Origin of the sequence: Brackiella oedipodis DSM 13743 (assembly GCF_000621025.1) — a bacterium.
GTDB lineage: Bacteria > Pseudomonadota > Gammaproteobacteria > Burkholderiales > Burkholderiaceae_B > Oligella > Oligella oedipodis.
The window spans coordinates 51,782-64,608 of sequence record NZ_KK211206.1 but is presented as its reverse complement, the minus strand read 5'-3'; the positions used below and the strand labels follow the sequence as shown (position 1 = coordinate 64,608).

Annotated in this window: 10 protein-coding genes and 1 pseudogene; 1 reads left to right on the top strand and 10 read right to left on the bottom strand. The window is 47.2% G+C overall.

What is annotated here, in order from left to right:
• Nucleotides 1-60 precede the first annotated feature (60 nt).
• The 10 genes and pseudogenes from hfq to ndk all read right to left on the bottom strand — a co-directional run bounded on the left by hfq (nucleotide 61) and on the right by ndk (nucleotide 9,413).
• Nucleotides 61-297 carry an RNA chaperone Hfq gene (hfq, locus tag Q335_RS0106865; RefSeq protein ID WP_028357986.1) on the bottom strand — a complete coding sequence of 79 codons (237 nt, stop codon included), beginning with the start codon at nucleotides 295-297 and terminating at the stop codon, nucleotides 61-63.
• Nucleotides 298-388: 91 nt separating this feature from the next.
• The gene (gene hisC, locus Q335_RS0106860) at nucleotides 389-1,483 is read right to left on the bottom strand and encodes a histidinol-phosphate transaminase (RefSeq protein ID WP_028357985.1); all 1,095 of its coding nucleotides are present in this window, start codon (nucleotides 1,481-1,483) and stop codon (nucleotides 389-391) included.
• Nucleotides 1,480-2,910, bottom strand: a complete 1,431-nt coding sequence (gene der / locus Q335_RS0106855; RefSeq protein WP_028357984.1) for a ribosome biogenesis GTPase Der — start codon at nucleotides 2,908-2,910, stop codon at nucleotides 1,480-1,482. Before der ends, hisC begins: the two co-directional genes overlap by 4 nt.
• On the bottom strand, nucleotides 2,907-4,067 hold the full coding sequence (gene bamB / locus Q335_RS0106850; RefSeq protein ID WP_028357983.1) for an outer membrane protein assembly factor BamB: 1,161 nt from the start codon (nucleotides 4,065-4,067) through the stop codon (nucleotides 2,907-2,909). Before bamB ends, der begins: the two co-directional genes overlap by 4 nt.
• A gap of 9 nt (nucleotides 4,068-4,076) precedes the next feature.
• The gene (locus Q335_RS0106845; protein ID WP_028357982.1) at nucleotides 4,077-4,715 is read right to left on the bottom strand and encodes a YfgM family protein; all 639 of its coding nucleotides are present in this window, start codon (nucleotides 4,713-4,715) and stop codon (nucleotides 4,077-4,079) included.
• 9 nt (nucleotides 4,716-4,724) lie between these two features.
• A complete protein-coding gene (hisS, locus tag Q335_RS0106840) occupies nucleotides 4,725-6,029 on the bottom strand; it encodes a histidine--tRNA ligase (RefSeq protein ID WP_028357981.1) in 1,305 nt (434 codons plus the stop codon).
• Nucleotides 6,030-6,063: 34 nt separating this feature from the next.
• The gene (ispG, locus tag Q335_RS0106835; RefSeq protein WP_038369626.1) at nucleotides 6,064-7,320 is read right to left on the bottom strand and encodes a flavodoxin-dependent (E)-4-hydroxy-3-methylbut-2-enyl-diphosphate synthase; all 1,257 of its coding nucleotides are present in this window, start codon (nucleotides 7,318-7,320) and stop codon (nucleotides 6,064-6,066) included.
• Nucleotides 7,320-7,844, bottom strand: coding sequence for a helix-turn-helix domain-containing protein (locus Q335_RS0106830; protein WP_028357979.1), 525 nt, complete (start codon nucleotides 7,842-7,844; stop codon nucleotides 7,320-7,322). Before Q335_RS0106830 ends, ispG begins: the two co-directional genes overlap by 1 nt.
• Nucleotides 7,841-8,968 (bottom strand): dual-specificity RNA methyltransferase RlmN, encoded by a 1,128-nt coding sequence (rlmN, locus tag Q335_RS0106825; RefSeq protein ID WP_028357978.1) that lies wholly within the window; start codon nucleotides 8,966-8,968, stop codon nucleotides 7,841-7,843. Before rlmN ends, Q335_RS0106830 begins: the two co-directional genes overlap by 4 nt.
• Nucleotides 8,962-9,413 (bottom strand): annotated as a pseudogene (ndk, locus tag Q335_RS0106820) (nucleoside-diphosphate kinase). The gene rlmN and the pseudogene ndk overlap by 7 nt, the downstream one beginning before the upstream one ends.
• A gap of 248 nt (nucleotides 9,414-9,661) precedes the next feature.
• Here ndk and Q335_RS0106815 point away from each other — a divergent pair.
• Complete coding sequence (locus tag Q335_RS0106815) at nucleotides 9,662-12,499, top strand: valine--tRNA ligase (RefSeq protein WP_028357976.1); 2,838 nt, start codon at nucleotides 9,662-9,664, stop codon at nucleotides 12,497-12,499.
• Nucleotides 12,500-12,827 lie beyond the last annotated feature (328 nt).

Genomic DNA, 12,827 nt, shown 5'->3' with positions numbered 1-12,827 from the left:
TCGCTCTATACAATGAGCTGACGGCACCCAGCCTAGAAAAATGATTATTAATATTTACTATTATTCAGTGGGTGCATTGGCTGAAAAACTTGCCGCACGAGCCGGAACAATGGTTGAAATGGCATGTTTGTAGACCATTTGGGTGACGGTATTTTTGAGTAATACTACATATTGATCGAAAGACTCGACTTGGCCTTGTAGTTTGATACCGTTAACGAGATAGATGGATACAGGAATATGTTCTTTGCGTAAGCTATTTAAGAAAGGATCTTGTAAGGATTGTCCTTTATTGCTCATTATTGAGCCTCCATTTGTATTGATATTGTTTAGTGTTGTTATACCACTTAGCAAAAAAGTCCTAAGTGATTTCTAACTGTTTAAATTAATATTAATTTGCTGTTTTGTCAATCTCGGATAAAATTTGTTGCAAAGCTTGGATGAGTTGCTGACATTCTACTTGTAGCCCAATCGTAATGCGCAAAAAGTTCTCTATACGGGCTTGTTTGAAATGCCGTACCAGAATGCCTCGCTGTCTAAGCGCAGCCGCTATTTGTGCGGCCTCAATCTCAGCATGGCGCACAAACACAAAATTGGTCTGCGAAGGCAGGACCTCAAAGCCCAACTCCATGAGGGCTTGACTTAAGTATTGACGTGAACTGATGATTTGTTGACGACATTGCTGAAAATACGTTTCGTCTTCAAAAGCCGCCTGAGCCGCCACCTGCGCCAGACGATCCAAGGGATAAGAATTAAAACTGTTTTTGACACGTACCAAGGCTTGTAACAAGTCGGCTTGGCCCAGCGCAACCCCCACACGCAGCCCAGCCAAGGATCGCGACTTAGAGAGAGTTTGTACCACTAATAAATTGTCATAGCGAGGTACCAAGCTGGCCGCTGATTGCGCGCCAAAATCAACATAGGCTTCGTCGACAATGACTAAGAGATTGGGCTGCGCCTGCAATAATTGCTCAATTTGCTGCAAACGCAAGGCCTTGCCCGTCGGTGCGTTGGGGTTAGCAATAATAACTGCACTCACCGCTTGTGGATTAGCCTGCAGATAGGGTGACAACTCTAGACTAAAGTCTGGGCCTAAAGGGATGGTCTGATAATCCACCTCATAGAGCGCTGCATAGACTTTATAAAAACTATAGGTAATATCCGGAAAAAGGATATGACGGCCAGGATGCTGTAATAAAGCGCGGAAGCTATGAGCCAAGACTTCATCGGAGCCATTACCCACAAAGACTTGATCAGCTTGAAGTTGGTAGTACTGCGCAATAGTGGCTCGCAAGGCCTCGGATTCTGGATCGGGGTATTTCTGGAGGTCAGTATCGAGCGCTTGCTGCAGGGCTTGACGCACCTTTGGCGAAGGAGCAAAAGGCGATTCATTACTATTTAACTTAATAAAATCAGCTTGCTTGGGCTGCTCACCCGGCACATAAGGTTCTAATTGATGAACCGAATCGCTCCAGAACGATGTCATTTTTTGGACTCAGTGTATGGATTTTTCGAGGCTTTAAAGGCAATGCGTAAAGGCGTGCCATGTAGCTTGAAAGCATGTCGGAACTGCACTTCTAGATAGCGCCGATAGGAATCGGGAATAGCATCTAAAGCACTGCCATGAATGATCACTAACGGTGGATTTTGACCTCCTTGGTGGGCATAACGCATTTTGGGTCTAAAAATGCCCTTACGCGGAGGTTGTTGCTGTTCGACAGCAGCATGCAAGACTCGCGTCAGTTTTGGTGTCGAGAGTTTTTTGAAGGCAGCGGCATGAGCCTGATGCACGGATTTAAGCAGACTTTTAATGCCCCGCGCTTTGAGCGCTGAAATTTGGTGGACCTTAGCAAAGCCTAAAAAGCGCATCTTGCGTTCATATTCACGTTGCATCCAGGCTTTTTGGTCGGCGTCGGCCTCATCCCATTTGTTAAAGGCCACGACTAAGGCTCTTCCACTCTCGAGGACAAAGCCTGCAATATGGGCATCTTGATCAGAGATCCCTTCGATGGCATCAAGCACCAATACCACCACATTGCTGGCCTCGATCGCTTGTAAGGTCTTAATCACTGAGAACTTCTCTATGGATTCAAAAACCTTACCGCGCTTGCGCAAGCCCGCGGTATCGATCAGGGTGTAGTGATAATCATCCTGCTCAAATTCAATCTCGATGGCATCACGCGTGGTTCCAGGCAAATCGAAAGCGATTACGCGTTCTTCACCTAAAATAGTATTGATCAACGTGGATTTACCCACATTTGGACGGCCTACAATGGCCAGTTTGAGACGATGCTGTACGGCTTCTTCGTCTGCAGTATGCTCTGGCGCTTCGTCCTCGAGTTCTGATGTGTCAAACTCTAGCTCAGTAGCGAACTCATCTTCTGGACTTTCTGGAGTAGGATCATCAGCAAAATCTTTTAGGGCCAGTTCAATCAAACTAACCACACCATCACCATGAGCGGCAGAAATGGCTAAAGGTTGTCCTAATCCTAGCTCGTAAAATTCGGCGCCAGCATTGCCAGTGGTCATACCTTCGGCCTTGTTAACGGCCAATAAGACCTTGTGACCTACTGTCTTGCGTAACATGGCGGCAATCTCATGATCGTGACCATTGATACCACTACGCGCATCGACCAAAAAAATCACAACGTCGGCTTGCACAATGGCCTGCTCGGTTTGGCGCGCCATTTCTTGTAATATGCCGGTTTTGGTGACGGGCTCGAAACCACCCGTATCGACCACAATAAAGGGAATATCGCCGACACGGCCCTCGCCGTAATGACGATCGCGAGTCAGGCCAGAGTAATCTGCCACCAAGGCCGCGCGAGATCGTGTAAGACGGTTAAATAAGGTAGATTTGCCCACATTCGGTCGCCCTACCAGGGCGACCACAGGTTTGAGTTTTGTTGTCACTGTACACCCAGCATGACTAATTTACCGTTGCCGGTTTGTACGAGTAGACCGGCAGCCGTTTGGGTTAGAGGTGATTGGATCGGATCACTGCTACCCGCTTCGATGCGTCCAAGGATTTCACCCGTTTGTGGGTTATAAAAATGCACATAGCCCTCATAATCGCCAACGGCTAACGTATTGTTAAACCACACAGGATTGGTCAGTGCACGGTTATACAAGGTATTGTCCTGCCATTGCATATCCCCGTTTTGGGCAGAGAAAGCCGTCAACTCACCATGCATGCTGGCACCATAGATCAAATTATCGTGCGCTTCGAGACCTACAGAACTAGAGAAATCCTTGTTCCATAATAGTGCTGGGGCCTGACCCGCTTTGCTTGGTGTGTAGCATGCGACATGACCTTGATAGGTATCTAGACACACAATGCCGTTAGTTGACACAGGTAAACCGACTACATCGGTCACCACGTCCAGATCAGTCACCCCTTGGATAGGTGCTACGGACAATTCCCAAATCAATTGACCATTATTGATATTCAGTGCGACGGCTTTACCGATTGGCACGGAGGCCATAACGGCGCCTTGCGTCATCATGAGCCGAATACTACCTTTGAGTGCCATGGGTGCATTCGTACGTAAGTAGCTCCATTGTAATTCACCGTTTTGGGCATCAAAGGCTTGCACACGATAATCATCAGCGCGAACGACCACCTTGCCCTGACCGACCACAGGTGGGGTTGAGGTAATGGTAGAGACTTTAGTGTGCCAGAGCTCTTTGCCGTCAGCCGCATTAAGGGCAATCAATTGACCATCACGTGTGGTGACTGTCGCGATGTTACCATCGGTGCCCACACCCGCCGCAAGCGTTTGTTCCAGTTTGGTGTGCCAAATGATCTTGCCACTACTTAAGTCAAGCTTGGTGACATCACCAGATGGTGTGGCAGCATAAATGCTATTGTCCTGCACCGCTGGTGAAAAACCAGGCCCGGCTTCGGAGCCAATATTAGCTTGCCAAATAATATTGGGTTGAACTTTAAAGGTATAGTCAGTTAAATCAACAGGCTCAAAACTATCGGGGTTCTCAAATATACTGCAAGCAGCTAAAGAAACTGAGGTCAACGCCACAGCGGCGGCAAGTTTGATTTTTTTGAAATTCATGCGGTCACTCTACTGTTTGAAGATATTAAGTTTTAGGTTCACCAAATTTTTGAATCTTTCATCCACATGGGGATCCTTGACGATAGCTTGCCATTGTTGCTGAGCTTGCTCCATATCACCCTTGGCAAAATAAATATCGGCTTGACGATCTTGGTACAACGTTTGTAGACCTTGTGGGGCATCCTTCAGTTGAGCCAAGGCTTGATCATATTTTTGTTGGTCCGCTAAGACCGTCGCCAATTGCAATGTAGCGGCTGCTTTAAGCTCTGGAAACTCTTTATGATGCTCGACTAACCACTGCAATTTGGCAGCCGCCGCATCGTAATTTTGTTGCTGCAAATCGGCTCGTGCCGCAATCATTAGCGCGCGTCCGGTGTAATTGACACTACTATAATCTTCTTGCATGGTTTTACTGACTTCTTGAAGACGCTTATAGGCGTCATCCGAAGACTGTTCTGAGGCCTCAAGGACGATTTCATAATAGCCCAGTGCTTGCTCGACTTTGTGCTTTTGGTACCAATCCCAGCCATAGCGCGCCAAGACGGTCAGCGCAGCAATAATAATTAAGCTCGTAATTAATGTACCAAAGCGCTCCCACCACGCTTTTAGGGTGTCGATCTTTTCTTGTTCTTCTAAGTCAAAAGCCATGTTTGATTCCTATGCAAGATGCTCTGTTAGCGTTGTCACGAGTTGTGCTTGCGGCACAGAAAGTTGACTAGATATATTACCATTTTTGTCAGCCCGCAACGGTTTTAGACTAATGCTACCCTCGTTGACTTCTGATTCACCCAAAATGGCCGCCCATTGGGCGCCGCTTTGGTCAGCACGCTTAAACTGGCTTTTGAAGCTAGATGTGCCAGCGTGCACGATGGCGCGAACGCCTTGATCACGGCATTGTTCGGCCAATTGAGCGGCTAATTCTGAAGCCGCTTGACCTTGATGCACAAAGTACACGTCACACTCGCTATTGAGCTGCTCTGATTCTTTTTGTTCAAGCAATGCCAGTAAGCGCTCGAGCCCCAAACCAAATCCCGCTGCTGGCGTGGCTTTGCCGCCCAAGAGCTCGCACAAACCATCATAACGGCCACCACCACAGACCGTGCCTTGAGCCCCGAGCCTGTCGGTCACCCATTCAAACACGGTCAAATTATAATAGTCCAGGCCGCGCACTAGGCGTGGGTTAAGCGTGTAACTAATACCGGCTTGTTCAAGGCGGCGACAGACTTCAGCAAAATGTGCTTTGGATGCTTGACCCAAGAAATCAAAAAGCTTAGGTGCTTGATTGGCAAGCGTTTGCATATTGGGATTTTTGGTGTCCAGAATACGCAACGGATTGCTATATAAGCGGCGCTGAGCGTCTTCGTCTAGCTGTTCTTTATGTTGCTCAAAATAAGCGATTAGGGCCGCACGATGCGCGAGTCGTTCCTCAGGCTGCCCCAAGGAGTTAAGTTCCAAACGAATATCCTCAAGACCTAATTGCTGCCAGAGGCGCTTAAGCATAATGATTAACTCAGCATCGGTATCGGCGCCACTAAAGCCAAGGGCTTCGACAGAGAGCTGGTGGAACTGGCGATAACGACCTTTTTGTGGGCGCTCATGCCTAAATACAGGCCCCATGGTGTAGAGCCGTTGTGGGCGATCATAGGTGATGTTGTGTTCGATGGCGGCTCGCACAATACCTGCTGTGAATTCTGGGCGCATCGTCAGCATATCGTCGATATTTTGTTTGTCAGGCGACATACTAAAGGTGTACATTTCTTTTTCGACAATATCTGTGACTTCACCGATACCCCGAGCAAATAAACGTGTACTTTCTAGAATCGGGGTACGGATATTGCTGTAACCATAAAGGCTTAATAGCTGTGTGATTTGTGCTTCTAGTTGTTGCCATTTAAAACTTTCGGCAGGCAAAATATCATTCATGCCGCGAATGGCTTTTAGTTTTTGAAAAGTCTTAGACATGCTGGTTAAAAGAAAATTTGAATCAGTAGAAAAATTAGGCTTTTTTGCCGTAGCGATTAATTACGTATTCTTCGACAATTTCCTGGAATTGTTCAGAGATATCATCGCCCTTAAGGGTCATGCGACGCTCGCCATCAATAAAAACAGGTGCCGTTGGCACTTCACCGGTGCCTGGTAGACTAATACCAATATCGGCGTGACGACTCTCACCAGGACCATTGACCACACAGCCCATGACCGCGACATTCATATTTTCTACCCCTGGATAACGAATGCGCCACTCGGGCATGCTTTGGCGTAAATAAAGTTGGATTTTGTCAGCCAGTTCTTGGAAAAAGGTACTGCTGGTGCGCCCACAGCCTGGACAGGATACAACTAAGGGGGTAAAGGCCCGCAATCCTAGGGATTGTAAAATTTCTTGGGCCACAATGACTTCTTTGGCACGATCACCACCCGGTTCAGGTGTTAGGGAGATGCGAATTGTATCGCCTATGCCCTCTTGTAATAAAACGGAGAGCCCTGCCGTAGAAGCGACAATGCCTTTGCTGCCCATGCCGGCTTCGGTCAAGCCCAAATGTAAGGCATAATTACCGCGGCTGGAAATATTGCGATAAACCGAGATAAGGTCTTGGACATGACTCACTTTGCAAGATAAGACGATCTTGTTAGCCGCTAAACCTATTTCTTGGGCCCTTTCGGCATTGCTAAGCGCCGACACCACTAAAGCCTCTCGCATCACGGCCTGAGCGCTCCAAGGGGCACTGCGCTGGTTGTTTTGATCCATCATTTTGGCCATTAAATCATGGTCCAAACTGCCCCAATTGACGCCAATTCTGACTGGTTTATTGTATTTGCAGGCGACCTCGATCATTTGCACAAAATTATCGTCTCGTTTTTTGCCGCCACCCATATTGCCAGGGTTGATTCGGTATTTAGAGAGTGCTTGCGCGCATTCAGGAAATTGTGTCAGTAATTTATGACCATTGAAATGAAAGTCCCCCACTAAGGGCACAGAGCACCCCATACGATCTAATTGCTCGCGAATAGCAGGAACCTCTTTGGCAGCGTCGGGACTATTGACCGTGATGCGCACGATCTCCGAGCCGGCTTGTGCTAATTGTTTGACTTGAATGGCTGTGGCTATGGCATCGGCCGTATCGGTATTGGTCATGGACTGCACCACAACGGGCGCATCACCACCAATCTGTACTTGATTATTGCCCCACTGCACGGTGACTTGGTGGGTTTTGTGGCGGGGGTTAGGACCCACAGGAAATGCGTCTGTGTTCATTATTTAGAGGTGTTCAACCAATCATTTAAAAAATCTAAATGTAAATCAGCTGGATCGATTTTGCCTTGAAAAATCGCAAACGCCAAGATCGCAATTACGATAAGCCCAGCGATCAAGAGACATAAGCCCCAACTAAACCCATGGGCCGCTTCTGGGGTGGCGGCGACAGGATTCATTTTGTGGTCTAACGTGCTGAGCATTTCTGGCGAGCGTTTATTTTTGGGGGCACTCACCTTGCGTTCTTGCTCGAGCATCGCCAAGGCTTTTTCGACGTCAAGATCGAGGGTCTGAGCGTAGCGACGTACCATAGCGCGCAAGGCAAACGCCACTGGTAACTGATCCCAATCTTGTTGCTCTAGGTGTTTGATTTGTTTCCAACTGTATTTGGTTTTTTGTTCGATGTCTTCTAGGCTCCAACCTTTTTTGAGGCGTTGCGCATAAAACCAACTGCTAAGCGTTGACTGATCTTCTGGTAAAGGTGCCGATTCACGGGTAAGGTCTGGACTATTGGCATCTAAATTCAATTTCTGATCTCCATGATAGGAATGGCTTTGTTGGCTTGCATTTTTTGGCTAATTTTGGTGCGATCCTTAATGTCGCCCGCTAATTGACCACAGGCTGCATCAATATCGTCACCACGCGTTTTGCGCACCGTGGTGACAATGCCTGCATCTAGTAGCATACCAGTAAAACGGTGGATTCTATTATTGGAAGAACGATACAAACCAGACTCTGGGAATGGATTGAACGGGATTAAATTAAGTTTACAGTTCACCTGTTTGGCAATCTCAATGAGTTCTTTGGCGTGCTCTGGCGAGTCATTGACTTCTTGCAACATGATGTATTCAAAGGTGATGAAATCGCGCGGAGCAAACTCAAGATAACGTTGACAGGCCGCGATTAATTCTTTGAGGGGGTATTTTTTGTTGAGTGGCACCAAACGATCACGTAAATCGTCATTAGGGGCATGCAAAGACACGGCAAGTGCCACTGGACAGTCTTGCGATAACTTATCCATGATTGGCACCACCCCTGAGGTGGAGACCGTCACGCGCCGTCTGGATAGCCCATAAGCGTTATCATCGAGCATGAGCTTGAGCGCCGGCAAAACTTGGTGATAATTGAGCAAGGGCTCACCCATACCCATCATGACCACATTACTAATGATGCGCTCATCGGTATGATCAGGATTGGCCGCTTGCAGCGCCGCGCGAGCATGCCAGAGCTGACCGATAATCTCGGCGGTGGTGAGATTGCGATTAAAGCCTTGATGTCCTGTAGAACAAAAGCGACAGGCGACAGTGCAGCCAGCCTGACTGGAAATACAGAGTGTACCGCGATCATCCTCTGGGATAAAGACGGTTTCGATGGCGTTGTTTTGACCAATATTAAAGAGCCATTTACGAGTGCCATCTTTGGAGGTTTTGTCAATGAGGACACTAGGGGTGCTGAGTTCGTAGTCATTGTGTAAAAACTGACGGAAATCTTTGGAGAGATCCGTCATGGCATCAAAATCAGCTTGACCGCGTTGATGTACCCATTTGAGTAATTGCTTGGCACGAAACGGCTTATGGCCGTGCAGCTTGAGCTGCGCGACTAATTGTTCGTTGTCAAAATCGAGTAAATTTTGTTTTTCTGACATTAACATCCTTTTCGTGCCAAGTTTAAGTGGCGCTGATGGCTAGTTACTTCTTGAAGAAGTAAGCGATTTCAGTAGCGGCAGTTTCTGGAGCGTCTGAACCGTGAACCGCATTGGCGTCGATGCTTTCTGCAAAGTCAGCACGGATGGTACCTGCATCGGCTTTTTTGGGGTCAGTGGCACCCATTAATTCGCGGTTTTTGGCAATGGCGTTTTCGCCCTCTAGCACTTGAATGAAAACAGGACCAGAGATCATGAATTCAACTAAGTCATTAAAGAAAGGACGCTCTTTGTGAACAGCGTAAAAACCTTCGGCTTCTTCGCGGCTAAGTTGTTGCATGCGAGCTTCTACGACTTTAAGGCCAGCTTTTTCGAAGCGAGAGATGATTTCGCCAATCACGTTCTTAGCAACGGCATCAGGTTTAATGATAGATAAAGTGCGTTCTACAGCCATTTAAGACTCCAATTTAATTAATAAAAACAAAAGTAACGCAATGATTTTGCGCAGCTTCTTATTTTAACATGCAAAAACTCGCTTTAACATCTTAAAATATAGGCTTATCAAGAAACAAAAGCCGTCGTATAGTAGGTATTTACAACTTTATACGGACGATACAATTCTTTTACAATAAGACATTTTCGCCGCTCATGCCTTGTCTTTCTCAGGCGAGGATATAGCTATAGCAAAGGTTTTTAGCAATAATGAATCAAAAAATTCTGAGTCAAGAATTATCTAAGAGTTTTGACCCCAAAGCCATCGAAAATAAATGGTATGACAAATGGCTCGATATGGGGATCTTTGATGTCGGTCAGTATGTTCAAACCGCCTCCCCCATGAGCGGTCATTCCTACACCATCCAATTCCCACCGCCCAATGTCACCGGCACCTTACATATGGGGCATGCCTTTAACCAAACGATTATGGATGGTTTGGTCCGCTATCACCGCATGCAAGGTTGCAACACCGCCTTTATTCCGGGTACCGACCATGCGGGTATTGCTACGCAGATCGTGGTTGAGCGGCAGCTAGATGCCCAAGGCATCTCGCGCCACCAATTGGGTCGCGAAACCTTTGTCGATAAGGTCTGGGCCTGGAAACAAGAATCAGGTAGTACTATTACTAGCCAAGTTAAACGCCTGGGGGCCTCTGCCGATTGGTCGCGTGAGTATTTCACTATGGACCAACAAATGTCGACGGGCGTGATCGAGAGCTTTGTGCGGTTATACGAACAAGGCTTGATTTACCGTGGCAAACGTCTGGTTAACTGGGATCCGGTCTTAGGAACCGCGGTCTCTGATCTTGAGGTCGAAAGTGTCGAAGAAGACGGAAGTCTATGGCATATTAATTATCCATTGACTGAGCCTTGTAATGGTTTGACCCACCTCGAAATCGCGACGACTCGCCCCGAAACCATGTTGGGTGACGTTGCCGTCATGGTGCATCCAGAGGATGAGCGCTATCAAGCCCTGATTGGCAAAACGGTGCATCTGCCCCTAGTCGATCGCACCATTCCGGTGATTGCCGATGAATATGTCGACAAAGATTTCGGGACCGGTGTGGTTAAGGTCACGCCTGCGCACGATTTTAACGATAATCAGGTTGGCCAACGTCATCAGCTCGAATCGATTAGTATCTTGACGCTAGACGCCAAGATTAACGACAACGCCCCTGCGGCCTATCGTGGCCTGGATCGTTTTGAGGCCCGTCGTAAAATTCTTGAAGATCTAGATAAACTCGGGTTATTAGTGGCCACCAAACCACACAAACTGATGGTGCCTCGTGGTGATCGCACCAAATCAGTCATTGAACCTATGCTCACTGATCAATGGTTTGTGGCGATGAGTAAACCGGCCCCTGAGGACACCTATAACCCAGGCAAAAGCATTACCGAAGTGGCCCTCGAAGTGGTCAATCAAGGACGCATTAAATTTTATCCAGATAACTGGAAAAACATTTACAATCAATGGCTTAACAATATCCAAGATTGGTGTATCTCGCGTCAACTGTGGTGGGGTCATCAAATTCCTGCCTGGTATAGTGAGGATGGTCAGATCTTTGTCGCTCATTCCGAAAAAGAAGCGCTCAAGCAAGCTCGCAAGGCTGGCGTGCAAGGCGATCTCAAACGCGATCCCGATGTCTTAGATACCTGGTTCTCTTCTGCCCTCGTGCCTTTTACCACCATGGGTTGGCCCGAAAAAACCAAAGATCTCGCCCGCTACATGCCTTCTAATGTATTAGTGACAGGCTTTGATATTATTTTCTTCTGGGTGGCACGAATGGTCATGATGAGCATGCACCTAACGGGCGAAATCCCCTTCAAAGATGTGTACGTGCATGGCCTGATCCTTGATGACGAGGGCCAAAAAATGTCCAAATCCAAGGGTAATACCTTGGATCCCGTCGATATTATCGATGGCATTGAGCTCGACTATTTAGTCAAAAAGCGTACTTACGGTCTGATGAATCCGAAGATGGCTGACAAAATCAGCAAATCGACTCGCAAGAAATTCCCAGACGGGATTCAGGCCTATGGCGCCGATGCCTTACGCATGACCATGGCCGCTTACGCCACCTTAGGCCGTAATATTAGTTTCGATTTGCAACGCGTCGGTGGTTATCGCAATTTCTGCAATAAACTCTGGAATGCCACGCGCTTTGTCCTCATGAATCTCGAAGGACAAGAATTCCTCAGTGGTGATGCCGAGTTTTCTTTTGTCGATAAATGGATTGTTTCCGATTTACAAGTTCTCGAGAAGAATATAAATAAAGCGTTTGCCGAATATCGTTTTGATTTTATCGCTGATCAACTCTATCACTTTATTTGGGACGAATATTGTGACTGGTATGTGGAACTTTCTAAGGTACAAATTCAAAACGGTACTGACGCCCAAAAACGCGGCACGTATCGAACCCTAATTCAGGTACTCGAAACCCTATTGCGTCTAGCTCACCCTGTCATTCCATTCATCACAGAGGAGTTGTGGCAAACCGTAGGTGTTGTCAGTGGCAAATTATTCAAAGGCAATAGCACGTCCATTAGTGTCCAGCCCTACCCACTTCCGGATGATAAGCTTATCCACGAAGACGCCACAGAGAATATGACGCAACTCAAGCAACACGTCAATGCGGTGCGTGCGCTCCGTGGTGAGATGAATCTCTCACCCGCGCTCAGAGTGCCTTTAATTGCTACTGGAGATGCCCAACAATTAGAGGATTTTTCGCCATACCTCAAAGCGCTAGCCAAACTCGAAGCGGTCGAAATTATAGAGCGCTTGCCTGACCTGGGGGCTCCTGTACAAAGCCTTGGCAAAAATCAACTCATGCTGAAGGTTGAGATCGATAAGGAAGCAGAACTCAAACGCCTCAACAAAGAACTTAGTCGTCTTGAGGGAGAAATTGCCAAAGCCAATGGCAAGTTAAATAATGAGTCCTTTGTGGCCAAGGCCCCTGCAGCGGTGGTTGAACAAGAAAAAGAGCGTCGACATAAATTTAACGAATTGGCCAACCAAGTCCGTGAACAGATTCGTAAGTTGTCCTAATTTCTGACGCTACCGCATAAACCTACCGCCTGCTATGCAGGCGGTTTTTTATGAGAAGCGCTTGTATTTGCTAGTACTTATCAGCTTAGAATATGCTATAGACTGGCGGTTTGTTGTTTAGTAACGGCATGCAAAGTCATACCTTGGATGTTTGTCTAACCCGGCTACCTCTATACAAGCGTCTAATGGCCTCGTTCATGGCTGCTACGCTTAAAGCGCCTAATCTTCAGCTAAACCCGCTGGGACTGTCATTGATAGCTTTCCAACAAAAAAGGTCTTCGATCATGATCGAAGACCTTTAGATTGACCAAGAGGCCGTGTAAAACGA

Coding starts and splice junctions, on each gene's coding strand:
- hfq (WP_028357986.1), bottom strand. CDS start 297: ATGAGCAATAAAGGACAATCCTTACAAGATCCTTTCTTAAATAGCTTA.
- hisC (WP_028357985.1), bottom strand. CDS start 1,483: ATGACATCGTTCTGGAGCGATTCGGTTCATCAATTAGAACCTTATGTG.
- bamB (WP_028357983.1), bottom strand. CDS start 4,067: ATGAATTTCAAAAAAATCAAACTTGCCGCCGCTGTGGCGTTGACCTCA.
- Q335_RS0106845 (WP_028357982.1), bottom strand. CDS start 4,715: ATGGCTTTTGACTTAGAAGAACAAGAAAAGATCGACACCCTAAAAGCG.
- hisS (WP_028357981.1), bottom strand. CDS start 6,029: ATGTCTAAGACTTTTCAAAAACTAAAAGCCATTCGCGGCATGAATGAT.
- ispG (WP_038369626.1), bottom strand. CDS start 7,320: ATGAACACAGACGCATTTCCTGTGGGTCCTAACCCCCGCCACAAAACC.
- rlmN (WP_028357978.1), bottom strand. CDS start 8,968: ATGTTAATGTCAGAAAAACAAAATTTACTCGATTTTGACAACGAACAA.
- Q335_RS0106815 (WP_028357976.1), top strand. CDS start 9,662: ATGAATCAAAAAATTCTGAGTCAAGAATTATCTAAGAGTTTTGACCCC.